Annotated in this window: 12 protein-coding genes and 1 pseudogene; 11 read left to right on the plus strand and 2 right to left on the minus strand. The window is 67.9% G+C overall.

Annotated features, from left to right (window positions below; all coding sequences use genetic code 11):
• Nucleotides 1-44: 44 nt before the first annotated feature.
• From J2X92_RS13825 to J2X92_RS13860, 8 genes and pseudogenes are all read left to right on the plus strand, one after another.
• Entirely contained in the window at nt 45-1,547 is a 1,503-nt protein-coding gene (locus J2X92_RS13825; RefSeq protein ID WP_307576483.1) for an FAD-dependent oxidoreductase, read from the plus strand.
• A gap of 73 nt (nt 1,548-1,620) precedes the next feature.
• The gene (locus J2X92_RS13830) at nt 1,621-2,463 is read left to right on the plus strand and encodes an IclR family transcriptional regulator (RefSeq protein ID WP_307576485.1); all 843 of its coding nucleotides are present in this window, start codon (nt 1,621-1,623) and stop codon (nt 2,461-2,463) included.
• A gap of 51 nt (nt 2,464-2,514) precedes the next feature.
• Nucleotides 2,515-3,810, plus strand: a complete 1,296-nt coding sequence (locus tag J2X92_RS13835; protein ID WP_307576486.1) for an aconitase X catalytic domain-containing protein — start codon at nt 2,515-2,517, stop codon at nt 3,808-3,810.
• Nucleotides 3,811-3,931: 121 nt separating this feature from the next.
• Entirely contained in the window at nt 3,932-4,387 is a 456-nt protein-coding gene (locus tag J2X92_RS13840; protein WP_307576488.1) for an aconitase X swivel domain-containing protein, read from the plus strand.
• The gene (ilvD, locus tag J2X92_RS13845; RefSeq protein WP_307576490.1) at nt 4,384-6,084 is read left to right on the plus strand and encodes a dihydroxy-acid dehydratase; all 1,701 of its coding nucleotides are present in this window, start codon (nt 4,384-4,386) and stop codon (nt 6,082-6,084) included. The genes J2X92_RS13840 and ilvD overlap by 4 nt, the downstream gene beginning before the upstream one ends.
• 117 nt (nt 6,085-6,201) lie before the next feature.
• A complete protein-coding gene (locus J2X92_RS13850) occupies nt 6,202-7,329 on the plus strand; it encodes a porin (protein WP_307576492.1) in 1,128 nt (375 codons plus the stop codon).
• Nucleotides 7,330-7,343: 14 nt separating this feature from the next.
• A pseudogene (locus tag J2X92_RS13855) lies at nt 7,344-7,979 on the plus strand (Bug family tripartite tricarboxylate transporter substrate binding protein); the annotation flags it as partial.
• 61 nt (nt 7,980-8,040) lie between these two features.
• Complete coding sequence (locus J2X92_RS13860) at nt 8,041-8,322, plus strand: tripartite tricarboxylate transporter substrate-binding protein (RefSeq protein WP_307576666.1); 282 nt, start codon at nt 8,041-8,043, stop codon at nt 8,320-8,322.
• A 13-nt stretch (nt 8,323-8,335) separates the two neighbouring features.
• Here J2X92_RS13860 and J2X92_RS13865 read toward each other — a convergent pair whose 3' ends face one another.
• Both J2X92_RS13865 and J2X92_RS13870 read right to left on the minus strand, forming a co-directional pair.
• Complete coding sequence (locus J2X92_RS13865) at nt 8,336-9,298, minus strand: aldo/keto reductase (protein WP_373424838.1); 963 nt, start codon at nt 9,296-9,298, stop codon at nt 8,336-8,338.
• A gap of 45 nt (nt 9,299-9,343) precedes the next feature.
• Nucleotides 9,344-10,471, minus strand: coding sequence for an ABC transporter substrate-binding protein (locus tag J2X92_RS13870; RefSeq protein WP_307576494.1), 1,128 nt, complete (start codon nt 10,469-10,471; stop codon nt 9,344-9,346).
• A 121-nt stretch (nt 10,472-10,592) separates the two neighbouring features.
• On the opposite strand from J2X92_RS13870, the gene imuA reads away from it, so the two are divergent.
• Genes imuA through J2X92_RS13885 form a run of 3 tightly spaced genes read left to right on the plus strand, consistent with a single transcriptional unit; the run spans nt 10,593 to nt 16,069 of the window.
• Nucleotides 10,593-11,399 carry a translesion DNA synthesis-associated protein ImuA gene (gene imuA, locus J2X92_RS13875; protein ID WP_307576495.1) on the plus strand — a complete coding sequence of 269 codons (807 nt, stop codon included), beginning with the start codon at nt 10,593-10,595 and terminating at the stop codon, nt 11,397-11,399.
• Nucleotides 11,368-12,717 (plus strand): Y-family DNA polymerase, encoded by a 1,350-nt coding sequence (locus J2X92_RS13880; RefSeq protein ID WP_307576497.1) that lies wholly within the window; start codon nt 11,368-11,370, stop codon nt 12,715-12,717. Before imuA ends, J2X92_RS13880 begins: the two co-directional genes overlap by 32 nt.
• Nucleotides 12,710-16,069 carry an error-prone DNA polymerase gene (locus tag J2X92_RS13885; RefSeq protein ID WP_307576499.1) on the plus strand — a complete coding sequence of 1,120 codons (3,360 nt, stop codon included), beginning with the start codon at nt 12,710-12,712 and terminating at the stop codon, nt 16,067-16,069. Before J2X92_RS13880 ends, J2X92_RS13885 begins: the two co-directional genes overlap by 8 nt.
• The last annotated feature ends 22 nt before the right edge of the window (nt 16,070-16,091 follow it).

The following is a 16,091-nucleotide window of genomic DNA, read 5'->3' on the forward strand; positions in this document are numbered from 1 at the left end:
TACCCCGAAGGACAGCCTTTTTCAAGGCTTTTGTGTTTGACAAAATGAACATTGAAATCAAAATACGACGAAACAGCCCATCCAAGACACTCATCCATGAAACTGTCGTCCGCACCGACGAGCGCATCCTGTCCTCCGACATCTTCGACCGCGACAGCCGCGTCAAGCGCCCTGACCACGGCAGCTGGGCCGAGCCCGGCAAGAACATTCCGGTTTACCACCGCTGCGGCGTGCTGGTGGTCGGGGGCGGCCCCTCGGGCACTGCAGCCGCTGCCGCCGCGGCCCGTGCGGGCGCCGACGTGGCGCTGCTCGAGCGCTACAACCACCTGGGCGGGCTTTCCACAGGCGGCCTCGTGATCTGGATCGACCGCATGACCGACTGGGAAGGCAAGCTGGTGATCCGCGGCTTTGCCGAAGAACTGTTCGACCGCCTGCCGGCCGATGCCATTGCCGGCCCCGCGCGCGAAGACTGGGGTTCGCAAGACGCAGTCAAGGCCGCGCACTGGTCGCAGCGCACGGCCGCTTATCACGGCGTGGTCACCTGGTCACCCACCATCGACCCGGAGCGGCTCAAGCTCTTGTCGCAAGAGATCGTGCTGGAGCGCAAGGTCAAGCTCATCTATCACTCCTGGGCCGCCATACCCATCGTGCAGGATGGCGCCGTGAAGGGCGTGGTCTTCGAGAGCAAGGAAGGCCGCATGGCCATCATGGCCGACGTGGTGGTCGACGCCACCGGCGACGGCGACCTGTTCGCGCGCGCCGGCGCGGCCTACGTGAACGACATCGAGGAGGCCGACGTGCACCACTGCATGAACACCTCGTGGCTGTTCGGCGGCGTGGACATGAACCGCTGGATCGAATTCAAGGCCGGCCAGCCCGAGGCCTTCACCGCCTTCATGGCGCGCGGCCGCGAGCAATGCGGCCTGTTCGAGCGGCCCTTCGTCTCGTGGCGCAACGACGTGGCGCTGTTCATGGGGCCGCGCCAGTCGGGCTATTCGGCGCTCGACGTGGACGACCTCACGGCCGTGGAAGTGCGCTCGCACCGCGCCATGGCCGCGCACCTGGACTACTTCAAGGCGCACGCGCCCGGCTTCGAAGATGCCTACCTGATGCTGAGCGCGCCGCAGATCGGCGTGCGCCATGCGCGGCGGCTCACCGGTGTGGGCGCGGTGCTGCGCAGCCAGTGGCCCGACGGCGTGGCGCTGGCCGACGAAGTGGGCGTGACGCCGGCGGTGTCGCCGAAGTTTCCTAACATCTCCATTCCCTATGGTGCGCTGGTGCCGCAGCAGCTCGACGGCTTGCTGGCGTGCGGCCGGCACATCTCGTGCGACCGCAACTCGCACGGTTTCATGCGCGAGATTCCGCAGTGCTGGATCACGGGGCAGGCCGCGGGCGTGGCGGCCGCGCTGGCATCGCGGGACGGTATCGCGCCGCGCTTCGTCGACGTGGGCACGCTGCAGTCCGAGCTGCTGGCGCAGGGCGTGTACCTGCGTGCCGGCGCCGGGCAGGACGCCACGGCACCCGCCACGGCCGAAGCCGGCGTCTGAACGCCACGTCATGAACTCAGCCGACCCTGTTTCGCCAGCCTCTACATTGCAGAGTCTTGCAAAGGGTTCTTCCATGTCCACTGACAAAAACGACAGCTCTCTTTCCGCCGCCGAAGCGACCGAGTCGCGCGGCGACCGCTCCGACACCGTGAGCGCGCTGGAGCGCGGCATCTCGGTGCTGCGCTGCTTCAGCGAAGAGCGTCCCGTGCTGGGCCACGCCGACATCGCGCGCATGACCGGCATCCCGCGGCCGACCGTCAACCGGCTCGTCGCCACGCTGCTCTCGCTGGGCATGCTCAAGGCCGCGCAGCTCGCCGACCGCTTCATGCTCGGGCCCGGCGTGGTGTCGCTCTCGCGTGTGTTCCTCGGCAGCCTCGACGTGCGCGCCGCCGCGCGGCCCAGCATGCAGGCGATGGCGGAGGAAGTGGGTGCCTCGGTCTACCTGGCGATACGCGACGGCATGGAGATGGTGCTGATCGAAGCCTGCCGGCCGCGCTCGTCGATGCTCTCGGCGCGGCTGGACGTGGGCTCGCGTGCGCCGCTGGCCAATTCGGCCCTGGGCCGCGCGTACCTTTCGGCGCTGCCGGAGGCGCAGCGCAACCAGCTGGTCGACTCGATGCGCCTCTTGCGCGGCCCCGAGTGGGACAGCATCGCGCCCGGCATGACGCGCGCCATCGGCGAAGCCAGGCGGCTGGGCTACTGCCTCTCGCTCGGCGAATTCCACCGTGAAATCAATTCGGTGTCGGTGCCTCTCATCGGGCCCGACGGAGAAGTGATGGCGCTCAATGGCGGCGGTGCCGCCTTCGTGTTCACCGAGGAGCGCCTGCGCAAAGAACTCGCACCGCGCCTGCACGACATCGCGCTCACCATCGCGCGCGACATTGGCGGCCACGTGCCCACGCCCTTGCCGGGATAGCCCGGCCAGTCCTCACGATCTCACGACAGCACAAGAACGGAGACACAGGTCATGCACCTGAGCGATGAAGAAAAAGCCATGATGGACGGCCGTGACGGACCGGCCGTGCATAAGGCGATGGACCTCCTGATGCGCTACGGCGAAGCGCTGGGCGCCGAGCGGCTGGTGGAAACGCGCAACGTCTGCGCCACCATCACCTCGACCACGCCGTTCCAGCGCGACTTCGCGCTCGCCAAGGGCGGCGGCATGGACGCGGTGTTCTCCGAGTTCAGCCTCGACAGCCAGGAGACCGTCGAGATCCCGAAGTTCAAGGTCTTCACGAGCCACCTGCAGCTGGGCTTCGACCCCGGCCAGCCCGAGCGCATGGGCGTGAGCGAGGAGATCGTCCAGTTCTACAACAAGAGCGAACGCCATGCGGCCGGGCTCGGCGCGCAGATCATGAACACCTGCACGCCCTACCAGGTGGGCAACATCCCGACGCGCGGCGAGCACTGCGCGTGGATGGAATCGTCGGCGGTCGTTTATTGCAACTCGGTGCTGGGCGCGCGCACCAACACCGAGGGCCGCGAGAGCACGGGCGCGGCGATGCTCACGGGCCGCATTCCGTACTGGGGCTATCACCTCGACGAGAACCGCCGTGCCACGCATGTGATCGAGCTCGACATCGAGGTCGAGTCGGTGCAGGACTGGGGCCTGCTCGGCTACTACATCGGCGAGCACGTGCAGGAGCGCGTGCCGGTGGTGCACAGCCGGCGCGGCATCGCCCGCGTGCCGAATTTGCCGAGGCTCAAGCACTTCGGCGCCGCGGCCTCGTCGTCGGGCGGCGTGGAGATGTACCACATCGCCGGCATCACGCCCGAGGCGCTGACGCTGGAGCAGGCGCTCGGCGGAAGGGCGCCGGTCGAGGTGCTGCGCTTTGGCGAGGCCGAGCGCCGCGCCACCTACGAGAAGATCAACGCCACCGGAAAAGACGCCGAGGTGCAATACGTGATGCTCGGCTGCCCGCACTACACCATCGAGCAGATCTGGGAGGCCGCGCAGCTCATCGAGGGGCGCAAGGTGCATCCCGATTGCGAGCTATGGATCTTCACGCCGCGCGCCATCAAGTCGCTGGCCGACCGCAACGGCTACACGAAGATCATCGAAGACGCGGGCGGCATCCTCATGACCGACAGCTGCTCCGCCATGAGCCGCGCCGTGCCCAAAGGCACCAAGACGGTGGCGCTCGATTCCGCCAAGCAGGCGCATTACCTGCCGGCCATTCTTGGGGTGCAGGCGTGGTTCGGCAGCACGGCGGAATGCGTCGATGCGGCGTGTACTGGGCGGTGGAACGGAGGCATGCAATGAGGCTCCGGATTTTCTCCCTCCCCCTCTGGGGGAGGGCAGGGGTGGGGGCATGCGGCGCATCCATCGAGCGCTCTGGCTGCCCCCATCCCAACCTTCCCCCGAAAGGGGAAGGAGCAAAACCATGAACGCGATCGCACACAACATAGTTCCTCTCGTCATCCGCGGCCGCAAGGTGGTCGGCGGCATTGCCGAAGGCGAGGCTCTCGTCACGCGCGACCGCATCTCGGGCTGGGGCGGCATCGATCCGCGCACCGGCACCGTCATCGAGACTCGGCACGAGCTGCGTGGCCAGAGCTTCGCGGGCAAGGTGCTGGTATTTCCGGGGGCCAAGGGCTCGTCGGGATGGTCGGCCATGTTCCACATGACGCGGCTCATGAACTCGGCGCCGGCGGCATTTCTGTTCAACGAGATGACGACCAAGATGGCGCTCGGCGCCGTGGTCACGCACTCGCCGTCGATGACCGATTTCGAACGCGACCCGCTCGAATGCATAGAGACCGGCGACTGGGTGCGCGTGGACGCCGACCGCGGCGTGATCGAAATCACCAAGAAGAACAAAACCGGAGACCGCCCATGACCCGACCCCTGCGCAGCAACTTCCCGCGCGGCTCCTATCTCTGGTCGGTGCGCAACGCGCACTGGCGCGCGCTCGGCATTCCCGAGGAAGACTGCGAGAAGCCGAAGATCGCCATCGTCAACAGCTCCTCTGAGCTCGCGGCCTGCTTCAGCCACCTGGACCGCGTGGCGGTGGAGGTGAAGGCCGCGATCCGCGCCGCCGGCGGCGTGCCTTTCGAAATCCGCACCGCTGCGCCCAGCGACTTCATCACCGGCGCGGGTGCACGCGGCGCCTACATGCTGGGTGCGCGCGACCTGGTGACCAACGACATCGAGGTGGCCGTGGAAGGCGCGCAGCTCGACGGCATGGTCTGCCTCACTTCGTGCGACAAGACCGTGCCGGGCCAGCTCATGGCGGCGGCGCGGCTCAACATTCCGACCCTGCTCGTGCCCTGCGGATACCAGCCCAGCGGCGAGTACCGCGGCAAGCACATGGACATCGAAGAGGTGTTCATTGGCGCGATGCATGCGGTCACGGGCCACCTGCCGATGGAAGAACTCGTCGGCATGAGCCGCGAGGCGATCCGCGGGCCGGGCGTGTGCTCAGGCCTGGGCACGGCCAACTCGATGCACATCGTCTGCGAAGCCCTCGGCATGGCCTTGCCCGGCAGCGCGCCGGTGGCGGCGCTGAGCCCGAAGATGATGGCCGACGTGCGCGCCGCGGGCACGCGCATCGTTCAGATGGTGTGGGACGACCTGAAGCCGCGCGACATCCTCACGCCCGGCGCCTTTGCCAACGCGGTGCGAGCGGTGCTGTCCGTTGGCGGCTCGCTCAACACGGCCAAGCACCTGCAGGCGATATCGACCGAAGGGGAGTGCGGCGTCGACGTGTACGGCCTCTTCGAAAGCCTCGGCCCCACGACGCCGGTGCTGGCCGGCGTGCGGCCGATCGGCGAGCACAGCATCGAGGCCTTCGAGGCGGCGGGCGGTTGCCGCGCTCTCATGCAGCAGCTTGCGCCGTTGCTCGACACCGGCGCGCTCACCGTCACGGGCGCTGTGGTGGCGGACAACCTGCGCGGCGCCGAAGTCGCTGACGCCGAGGTGATCCGACCCATCGACCGCCCGGTGGCGCCGCACCCCGCCATCGTGCTGCTGCGCGGCAACCTCGCGCCCGAATCGGGCCTGATCAAGACGGGTATCGCCCCGCGCAAGGTGCGCAGCTTCACGGGGCCGGCGGTGTGCTTCTGGACCTCGGACGCGGCCATCGCGGCGCTGAAGAAGGGCGAGATTGTGCCGGGCCAGGTGGTCGTGATGCGCGGCGCCGGGGCCTGCGGCGGCCCTGCCATGGGCGGCGGTGCCTCGCGCGTGGTGTTCGCCATCGACGGCGCGGGCCTGGGTGACCAGGTCGCGATCCTGACAGATGGGCATCTTTCGGGCCTGGTCTGCAAGGGACTGGTGGTGGCCGAGGTGTCGCCCGAAGCCGCGCTCGGCGGCCCGCTCGGGCTGGTGCGCGACGGCGACGTGATCACCATCGACCTCGATGCACGCCGCCTGGACATCGCACTGAGCGACGCCGAACTCCAGGCGCGCCGCGCCGACTGGCAGGCGCCGCCGCCGGCCTTCGACACCGGCTGGCTGCAGCAGTACCGGCGCAACGTGAGCCCCCTGTCGAAGGGCGCCGTGCTCGTGCGCACCGAACGACCCGAGCCTTCGGGCTAAGACCTTTTCACCCCGGCCTTCGCCAACCGGTGCGGACCCCCGTCCGCACCCGGTGGCGCAGCCCTGCGCGCGTTCCCGAGTTTTTAACCATGAGAAGAAGCAGGAGACAAGAAAACCATGAAGAAGATATTGATGTGGTCAGCGCTGGGGCTTGCGAGCAGCGGCGCGGTACATGCGCAGTCCAGCGTCACCGTGTTCGGGGTGATGGACCTCGGCATCCAATACACCAACGGCGATGGTGGCGGCTCGGTAAAAGCGCTGTCGAACGGCGGGCTCTCGACCAGCCGGCTCGGATTCCGCGGCACCGAAGACCTGGGCGGCGGCCTGCGCGCGGGCTTCTGGCTCGAAGGCAGCCTGAACCCCGACACCGGCACCGGCCGCGCGAGCAACAGCAACAACCAGGCGAGCGGCGCGGGAGTGGCGGGGCCGATCACCTTCGACCGCATGTCCTTCGTGAGCCTGTCGCACGACAAGGTCGGTGAATTGCGCCTGGGCCGCGACTTCATTCCCACGCACTACAACAGCATCTACTTCGATCCCTTCAACGCCAACGGCGTGGCGCGCGCGGGCAACCTCACCTTCGCGGGCGCGGGCACCGGGCCGCTGCCCACGGCCATCACCGGCAGCAACACGGTGAGCTACTGGCTGCCGGCCAGGCTCGGCGGCTTCTACGGCATGGCGATGATCGGCACCGGCGAGAACGACTCCACCGCGCTGAACCGCGACGACGGCAACTTTGGCGGCGCGCGCTTCGGCTTTGCCTCGGGCGCGTTCGACATCGCCGCGGCCGTCACGCGCTCCCACTTCAACCCCACCGCCACCATCGGCAACTACACGCATGCCAACATCGGCGGCTCGTGGGACGCGGGCTTCGCGAAGTTCTTCGCGCTCTACAACAAGGTCACGGTGAAGCTCGCTGCCGGCACGGTGCGCAAGAACACCGCCGAGATCGGCGCGCACATTCCGGCCTTCGAGGTCGGCCGCATCCGCGTGAGCTACGCCTACCTGGACGACCGCAGCGACGAGAGCCTGCGCAACGCCAACGGCATGCCGCGCAACCGCGACGATGCGCGCCAGTTCGGCATCGGCTATGTGCACAACCTCTCGAAGCGCACCGCGCTCTACGGCACCTACGCGCGGCTCATGAACGGCGGCCAGGCCCGCTATGTCGTCAGCGGCGGCGTGGCACCGGCCGGTGGCCGCCGCTCGTCGGGCTGGGAGCTTGGCGTGCGGCATCTCTTTTGAGAAGGAGCAACGACATGCGACGCAGAAACCTGATCACCCTGGCGGCCCTCGCGGCCGGCGGCACGCTGGCCGCGCTGCCCGGCGCGGCGGCCTGGAGCGCCGAAACCTATCCGGACAAGCCGCTGCGCCTGATCGTGGGCTTTGCGCCCGGCGGCGGCGCCGACGCGCTCACGCGCATCATCGCGGAGGGGCTCTCGAAGCAGCTCGGCCAGCAGGTGATCGTGGAGAACCGACCCGGCGCCGATGGCGTGCTGGCGGCGCAGGCCACGTCGTCCGCAAAGCCGGACGGCTACACGCTGCTGATGGGCACCAACACCGCGATGGTGGCCGCGCCCACGCTGCGGCCGACCCCGCCCTACGACCCGTTCAAGGCCTTCACGCCGATCAGCTCGGCCGGCCAGTTCTCGATGTTCCTGGTGGTGCCGGCCAGCCTGCCGGTGAAGAGCGTGAGCGAGCTGCTGGCCATGGTGGCGGCCAAGCCCGGCGCCTACAACTCGGCATCGAGCAACAGTGCCTCGGAGCTGGCCATGCTGCAGCTGCTGGGCGAGCGCAAGGTGGTGAACGCGCGCTACAAGGGCGACATGCAAGCCATGACCGACTTGCTGGGCGGGCAGATCCACATGATGTTCACCACCGGCACGCTGGCGCCGAGCTTCGTGAAGGAAGGGCGCATCCGCGCGCTGGTCACGCTGCTGCCGCAGCGCAGTGCCTATGCTGCCCGACGTGCCCACGGGCGGCGAGCTCGGCCTGGGCAAGCTCACCATCACGCCCTGGGCCGGGTTCTTCGGGCCGCCGGGGCTGCCGCAGGCCATCACCGCCAAGCTGTCGCAGGAACTGCAGAACACGCTGAAGCGGCCCGACGTGCATGCGCAGCTGGTGCAGCAGGGCTTCGAGGGCTATGGCATGAGCCCCGCGAAGTTCGCCGAATTCTTCCGCGCGCAGTACGAGGCCTTCGGTGCCACGGTGCGGCAGCACAACGTGAAGTTCGAATAGCCGGAGCGGCGGCTCAGCGCCCGATCGAAGGTGCGTTGCTGCGCCAGAATGCCGCATCCGGAAACGAGCCCGCGCCGGCCGCGGCGTTGTCGGCCATGTGCTCGGCGCGGCTGGTGCCGGGGATGGTGCAGGTCACGGCCGGGTGGCTCAGCACGAACTTCAGCAGCACCTGCGCCCAGCTCGCGCAGCCGATCTCGCCGGCCCATGCGGGCAGCGGCTGGTCCCGCAGCCGGCGCAGCAGGCCGCCACCGCCGAAGGGCATGTTGACTATCACCGCCACGCCGCGTTCGGCCGCGAGGGGCAGCAGGCGCTGCTCGGCCTCGCGCGCGTCCAGTGAATAGTTGATCTGCACGAAGTCGAGCTTCTCGGCGCGCAGCACCGCCTCCACGTCGCCGTAGGCCGAGGCGGTGTAGTGCGTGATGCCGATGTAGCGCACCCGGCCCTTGTCTTTCCAGCCGCGCACCGTGGCGAGATGGGTTTTCCAGTCGACGAGGTTATGCACTTGCATCAGGTCGATGCGCTGGGTGCGCAGCCGTGCGAACGACTGCTCCATCTGCGCAATGCCCGCCTCGCGGCCCGAGGTCCAGACCTTGGTGGCGAGAAAGGCCTCGCTGTTCTCGCGCTGCTTCGATGCGGCCAGCAGCTCGCCGGTGGTCTCCTCGGAGCGGCCGTACATGGGCGAGCTGTCGATCACCTTGCCGCCGGCGGCAAAGAGGGCGTCGAGCACGCCGGGCAAGCGCTTGTATTCCTCGGTGCCGGGCCGCTGGTCGAAGCCGATCCAGGTGCCGCAGCCGATCACCGGCAAGGCCTCCTGCGTGGAGGGGATGAGGCGGGTATTCATTTTCATCACGGGCCTGCCTTGTTGCTGTGCGAACGAGGGCAGCGCGGCACTGGCGCAAAGTGCCGCGCCGAGCCTCAGCAGCTGGGCGCGCGTGAGGCCGGGGCGCTGGGGTTCGTTCGTGAAGGACGTCGTCATCACGAATGAAATTCTGCGCCAGGAAAGGCGCCGCCCGAAAGGCCCTCAGCGCAGGTAGCGGCCGTCGGCCTTGAGCATCGACAGCTCGGAGAACGTGAGGCCGCGGTGCTCGCCGGGCCGGTATGACACGGCAATGCCGCCGATGTCGAGGGTTCGGAACGACTCGAGGCCCTTCTGGAGCGAATCCGGCGTGGGGTTCGATCCCGCGCGCTTGAGCCCCTCGACCATGACCTTGGCCGCCACGTAGCCTTCGAGGCTGGCATAGCTGAACTCGGTGGCGCCGATTTTCTTCATGGCCGCCTGGTACTCGGCAATCAGCGGCATCGCGCTGTTCCAGGGGTAGGGCACGACCTGTGAAATGACCACGCCGGCCGCGTCTTTCTTGATGTCCTGGAACAGCTTCTGCCCGTTCAGGAACGAGAACGAATAGAAGGCCGTCTCACCGCCCGCTGCGCGGTAGGCCGTGATGAACTTGGCCGCCACATCGTTGGTGACCGCCAGTACCACCGCCTTGGGCTTGAGCTTGGCCAGTTCCACGGCGCGTTCGGCGGCGTCGGAGCCGTCGTTCTTGATGGCCACGCTGCCCGCCATTTTCTCGCCGCGTTCGGCGATGAACTTCTGCGTGCTTTCCAGCGCCGAACGCGCGCCGGGGTTGTCGTTGTGCGCGAAGGCGATGCGCGAGAGGCCGATGGTGAACAGGTGGTTCACGATGCGGCTGTACTCCTCGTCGAAGCTGATGCGTACCGGAAAGTTGTATTCGGAAAACTTGGTCACCGGGCCTGCGCCGGTGTAAGGGCCGACCACTGGGATCTTGAGTTCGTTGGCCGCCTTCAGGGCCCCGACCGACGACGAGGTGCCAATGGGCATGAGGATGCCGACGGCGCCTTCCTTGACGAAGGTCTTGACGTTCTCGGCGCCCTTGGCGGGGTCGTAGGCATCGTCGAGCTGGCGCAGTTCGACCGGCCGTCCGTTGATGCCGCCATTCGCATTCAGTGCGTTGAGCATGGCGCGCACGCCCATTACGGGCTCGGGCGAGAGGGACGCCAGCGGACCGGTCTGAACGTAGGTCTGGCCAATCAGGAGCGGCTTGGTTTGCGCCTGCGCGGCGGGCGAGAGGCCGACAACGAAGGCGGCCAGGGCAGAAGCCAGCAGGTGAATCTTTGTGTATTTCATAGTCACAAATTGTTAATGACTCATCTTAAGGGGCCGGTGCCCATGAGGTAAACCGGTATTTGGTTTTTGCGTTGTTGTGGCCCACAAAATACTGTATAAAAGTACAGTTAACTGTTGCATCATGGGCCTCCCTTTCCTCGACTCCTTTTCCGCTGCCGCCGGCCGTGGCGTCTGGCACGCCGACGAGCTCGGCCTGGCCGACGCGCAGGTCGTCGCCACCGGCCACGCTGCGCTGGACGCGGAGTTGCCGGGCGGTGGCTGGCCGGTCGGCGCCATGACGGAGCTGCTGCAAGGCACGCCCGAGGCGCATGTCTGGCGGCTGCTGCTGCCGGCCCTGGGGCAGGCGGTCCAGGCGCGCGGCGGGCCGGTGGTGCTGATCGGTGCGCCCTATGAGCCTTGCGGGCCGTCGCTGGCGGCGCAAGGCCTGCCAGTGGAAGCGCTGATGTGGGTCCGGAGCGAGGCTGCGTCCGCGCGGCTGTGGGCTTGCGAGCAGGCGCTGCGCTGCGCGGAGGTGGCGGCCGTGCTGGCCTGGCTGCCGCAGGCCCGAGTGGGCGAACTGCGGCGGCTGCAGTTGGCGGCGGCGCAGCACGAGGTGCTGCTTTTCGTCTGCCGCCCCGAATCGGCCGCGCAGGGCGCCTCCCCCGCGCGGCTGCGGCTCCAGGTGGAAAGCTGCGAGGCCGACAGCTCGCAGATCGAGCTGCGCATCCTGAAGCGCCGCGGCCCGCCGCTCGCCGCACCGGTGATGCTGCCTGCGCGAAACGAGCGCATGGCAGCCTTGTTGGCCGCCGCTCGGCTGCGCCGCAAGCTGCGACTGCAGCAGCAGGGCACGGTGCCCATTGGAGAAGCGGCAACGTCGGCCACGGTGGTGCGCATCGACGCGTGGAAGGGAGGTCCCAATGCATTGGATCGCATTGCGGTGGTCGCCTGAAACCGATGCGTCCGAAGCGCCGACTCTCCCCACACCCGAGGCGCTCGGCTGGTGGGCGCTGCAATACACGCCGCACGTCGCCTGGCAGGACGAAGCGCTGATGCTCGAGGTCTCGGCCTGCGAGCGCCTGTGGGGCGGGCGGCTTCAGTTGATGCGCCAACTGGTCGCCTCCAACCCCGCGCCCGACGTGCGCATGCTGGGCGCGCAGGGCGCCACGAGCCTGGTCGCGCTGGCCCGGCTGCGCCTGTTCGAGCGCAACGAAGATCGGCCCAAGGACATTCCAGCCGGCCTGCCGTTGGACACCTTGAGCGCCGCGCGCGATCACCTCGACCTGCTTGCGCGGCTCGGCTGCCGCACCTGGGGCGAGGTGGCGGCCCTGCCGCGCGGCGGCCTCACGAGGCGCTTTGGCGCGGTGCTGCGCGAAGCGCTCGACACCGCCTGGGGCCTGCGTCCCGAAAGCCACAGCTGGCTCACGCTGCCCGACGTGTTCGAGCAAAAGCTGGAACTGCCCGCGCTGGCCGAGACCGCGCCCGAGCTGATGTGGTCGGCCAACCGCCTGCTCTCGGCGCTGCAGATCTGGCTGCGCGCGCGGCAGCGCGGCGCCCGTGCGCTCGAACTGCAATGGACGCTCGACCTCAAGCGCTTCAACGGCGTGAACCTGCCACCGCACCAGCAGGTCACCGTGCGCACGGCCGAGCCCACGCAGGACATGGCGCACCTGCGCCGGCTGCTGTCCGAAAAGCTCGCCCTCACCACGCTCGCGGCGCCTGTCAGCTGGCTCCGGTTGCGCACGCTCGAAACCGATCCGTGGGCCGGCGCCAGCACCAGCTTCCTGCCCGAGGACAACCGCAAGGGCGACAAGCTGCACGAGATGGTCGAGCGGCTCAGCGTGCGGCTCGGACCGCAGCAGGTGGTGGTGCCCGCCGCCGAGGCCGACCACCGGCCCGAGCGCAAGCAGACATGGCGGCCCGCGCTGCAGAAGGACAAGGCGCTGCCGGCCAAGGTTCGAAAAGAAGCGATGGCCGCGGCCTCGCAGCCCGATGCCATCTACCCGCCATGGCTGTTGCCCGAACCCCTGCTGCTCGAGATGGACGGCGAGCGCCCCTGCTACCGCGGTCCGCTCAGCAAGCTGGTCGGGCCGCAGCGCATCGAGGCGGGCTGGTGGGGCGGCAAGGAAGACGGCGGCCAGCCCGCGATGCGCGACTATTACGTGGCCGAAAGCCCCGGAGCCGGCTTGGTGTGGATCTTTCGCGAGCGGCCCTCCGCGCGCTTTTCTCCAGGCGAAGTGCGCTGGTACCTGCAGGGGCTCTATGCCTGACCTGAGCGAAAAGCAGCTGCGCGGGCGCAACTCGGCCGAGGTGCATGCGCTGCCCTTGCCTTTGCGCAGGAAGACCGCACCGGCGTTGCCGGACTACGCCGAGCTGCACTGCCTCACCCACTTCAGCTTTCAGCGCGGCGCCTCGACGCCCGAGGAACTGGTCGAGCGTGCCTACCAGCTCGGCTACACGGCCCTGGCCATCACCGATGAATGCTCGGTGGCGGGCATCGTGCGCGCGCACGTCTGCCTGCGCGAGCTGCCGGCCAAGCTCGACGAATACGAGCGCAAGCACCCCGAGGAGCCGCCGATTCCGCGCAACCCCGGCTTCAGGCTGTTGTTCGGCAGCGAGTTCCGCTTCGAGCGCTTCAGGCTCGTGGTGATCGCGAACGGCACCGAGGGCTGGGGCAACCTTTGCGAGTTCATCACCGCCGCGCGCAACACCGAGCTGCCCAAGGGCGAATACCGCGTGAGCTGGGAAGACAGCGACGTCGCTTCGCTGCAGGACTGCCAGGTTCTTTTCGTGCCGCATCGCATGCCGGGCGGCGCCATGGACGGCGCCACGCTGCATGAAGACCTGCTGGCCGCCAAGGCGCTCTACGGAGAGAACCTGTGGCTCGCGGTCGAGATGCTCAACGAGCTCGACGACGACCTGTGGTTTGCAGCGCTCTTGCAGGCGAGCGAGCACACCGGCATTCCGTTGGTGGCGGCCGGCGACGTGCACATGCACGCACGATCGAGCAAGCCGCTGCACGACGTGCTCACGGCCGTGCGCGAAGGCAAGACCGTGGCCGAATGCGGCTTTGCGCTGCAGTCCAATGCCGAGCGCCATCTGCGGCAGCGGGTGCGGCTGGCCGAGCTCTATCTTCCCGGCATGCTGTCGAACACGCTGGTGGTGGCCGCGCGCTGCAGCTTCGATCCGGAAGTCATCCGCGAGAACTACCAGTACCCGCTCGAAACCGTGGGCAGCCACGAGACGCCGGCCCAGACGCTGGTGCGCAAGACGTGGGAGGGCGCGCAGGAGCGCTATCCGGGCGGTGTTCCGGTCAAGGTGTGCGAGCAGGTGCAGAAAGAACTCGACCTGATTCTGGAGCTCAAGTACGAGATGTTCTTTCTCACGGTGGAAGACATCGTGCGCTTCGCGCGCTCGCAGCACATCCTCTGCCAGGGTCGTGGCTCCTCCGCCAATTCGGCGGTCTGCTTCTGCCTCGGCATCACCGCCATCGACCCCGAAAAGGGCCACCTGCTGTTCGAGCGCTTCCTGAGCCGCCACCGCCATGAGCCACCCGACATCGACGTCGACTTCGAGCACCAGCGGCGCGAAGAAGTCATCCAGTACATCTACGAAAAATACGGCCGCGAGCGCGCGGCCATCGCGGCCGTCGTCATCTGCTACCGCGCACGCAGCGCATTGCGCGACGTGGGCAAGGCAATGGGCATCGACGAACGCCTGATCGATGAATTCGCCAAGGACCATTACTGGTTCGACGACACCGTATTGGGCGAACAGCTGTTCAAGGCGGCGGCCCGCGTGGGCGTGGAAGAAGACGAGCTCAAGCTGGTGCAATGGATCGAGATGACGCAGCGGCTCAAGGGCTTTCCGCGCCACCTGAGCCAGCACGTGGGCGGCTTCGTGCTCACGCACACCAGGCTCACGCGGCTGGTGCCGGTAGAGAAGGCGTCGATGAAAGACCGCTCCGTCATCCAATGGGAGAAAGACGATCTCGAGGCCATGGGCATGCTCAAGGTCGACGTGCTCGCGCTCGGCATGCTCAGCGCCATCCGCCGCGGGCTCGACCACATGAACCGCTGGCGCGGCTCGGCGGTTGAGATGCACCACATCCCCAACGACGACCAGAAGGTGTTCGACATGATCTGCGACGCCGACACCGTCGGCGTGTTCCAGATCGAGAGCAGGGCGCAGATGTCGATGCTGCCGCGGCTGAAGCCGAAGACTTACGAAGATCTGGTGATCGAGGTCGCCATCGTGCGGCCCGGGCCCATTCAGGGCGGCATGGTGCATCCCTATCTCAAGCAGCGCGAGCGCGTGGACAAGGGCTTGCCGATCCACTACGAGAAGGAAGAACTGCGGCCCGCACTGGAGCGCACGCTGGGCGTGCCGATCTTCCAGGAGCAGGTGATGCAGATCGCGATGATCGCGGCCGATTTCACCGCTGACGAGGCCGACCAGCTGCGCCGCGCCATGGCGGCATGGAAGCGCAAGGGCGGCCTCGACAAGTTCCACGACAAGCTCGTGCAAGGCATGGTCCGCAAGGGCTACAAGGAATCGTTCGCCGAAGCCATCTTCAAGCAGATCCTCGGCTTTGGCGACTACGGCTTTCCCGAAAGCCACGCCGCGAGCTTTGCCCTGCTGGTCACAGTGAGCAGCTGGCTCAAGAACTACGAGCCCGCCTGCTTTTTGGCGGCGCTGCTCGACTCGCAGCCCATGGGTTTCTACAGCCCCTCGCAGCTTGTGCAGGACGCGCGCCGCCATGGCGTCGAGGTGCGGCCGGTCGACGTCACGTGCAGCGAGATGGACACCACGCTCGAAGCTCGCAGCCCTGATGCGCCGCACGTGCCGCCCGGCACCGACGCACGCTATGCCGAACAGCGCCTGGGCAACGAGAACCAGCCCGCGGTGCGGCTGGGCCTGCGCCGCATTTCCACCTTGAGCGAGGCCGGTGCCAAGCGCCTGCTCGAAGCCCGCGCGCAAGCGCCGTTCACCAGCACCGAAGACCTTGCCCTGCGCGCCGAACTCGACGGCAAGGACATGGCGGCGCTGGCCGCGGCCGATGCGCTGATGTCGCTCTCCGGCCATCGGCGCCAGCAGGTGTGGGACGCCACTGCGCAGCGCCGCGCGCCCGCCTTGCTGCGCGGCGTGCCCATCAACGAAGAGGCCCTGCAGCTGCCGGCCGCGCCCGAAGGCGAGGAGATCGTCGGCGACTATGCCGCGCTCGGCCTCACGCTGCGCCGCCATCCGCTCGCGCTGCTGCGCCCGCGCCTCGCGCGCATGAAGCTCATGAGCGCTGAAGAACTGCGCGCTCAGCCCAGCGGCCGCACCGTGCGCGCCTGCGGCATCGTCAAGGGGCGGCAACGCCCCGGCACCGCCAACGGCACCATCTTCGTCACGCTCGAGGACGAGACCGGCAACGTCAACGTCATTGTCTGGAGCCATGTCATCGAGGCCTGGCGCGAGCCGCTCTTGAAGTCGCACCTGCTCGCGGTGCAGGGTACCTGGCAGCGCGACGATGACAGCGGCGGCAAGGTGCAGCACCTGATCGCCACCGGCTTCAAGGACCTGACGCCGCTCATGGGCCGGCTGGCGCAGAGCAACACCAGCCGCGATTTCCACTGAGAGACACTGAATTGAATGCAAC

The sequence above is a fragment of the Variovorax paradoxus genome, from assembly GCF_030811855.1.
Classification (GTDB): Bacteria; Pseudomonadota; Gammaproteobacteria; order Burkholderiales; family Burkholderiaceae_C; genus Variovorax; species Variovorax paradoxus_L.

What these genes read in the sequence shown, in the direction of transcription:
- J2X92_RS13825 (WP_307576483.1), top strand. Translation starts at nt 45, where the DNA reads ATGAACATTGAAATCAAAATACGACGAAACAGCCCATCCAAGACACTC.
- J2X92_RS13830 (WP_307576485.1), top strand. Translation starts at nt 1,621, where the DNA reads ATGTCCACTGACAAAAACGACAGCTCTCTTTCCGCCGCCGAAGCGACC.
- J2X92_RS13835 (WP_307576486.1), top strand. Translation starts at nt 2,515, where the DNA reads ATGCACCTGAGCGATGAAGAAAAAGCCATGATGGACGGCCGTGACGGA.
- J2X92_RS13840 (WP_307576488.1), top strand. Translation starts at nt 3,932, where the DNA reads ATGAACGCGATCGCACACAACATAGTTCCTCTCGTCATCCGCGGCCGC.
- ilvD (WP_307576490.1), top strand. Translation starts at nt 4,384, where the DNA reads ATGACCCGACCCCTGCGCAGCAACTTCCCGCGCGGCTCCTATCTCTGG.
- J2X92_RS13850 (WP_307576492.1), top strand. Translation starts at nt 6,202, where the DNA reads ATGAAGAAGATATTGATGTGGTCAGCGCTGGGGCTTGCGAGCAGCGGC.
- J2X92_RS13860 (WP_307576666.1), top strand. Translation starts at nt 8,041, where the DNA reads ATGCTGCCCGACGTGCCCACGGGCGGCGAGCTCGGCCTGGGCAAGCTC.
- J2X92_RS13865 (WP_373424838.1), bottom strand. Translation starts at nt 9,298, where the DNA reads ATGACGACGTCCTTCACGAACGAACCCCAGCGCCCCGGCCTCACGCGC.
- J2X92_RS13870 (WP_307576494.1), bottom strand. Translation starts at nt 10,471, where the DNA reads ATGAAATACACAAAGATTCACCTGCTGGCTTCTGCCCTGGCCGCCTTC.
- imuA (WP_307576495.1), top strand. Translation starts at nt 10,593, where the DNA reads ATGGGCCTCCCTTTCCTCGACTCCTTTTCCGCTGCCGCCGGCCGTGGC.
- J2X92_RS13880 (WP_307576497.1), top strand. Translation starts at nt 11,368, where the DNA reads ATGCATTGGATCGCATTGCGGTGGTCGCCTGAAACCGATGCGTCCGAA.
- J2X92_RS13885 (WP_307576499.1), top strand. Translation starts at nt 12,710, where the DNA reads ATGCCTGACCTGAGCGAAAAGCAGCTGCGCGGGCGCAACTCGGCCGAG.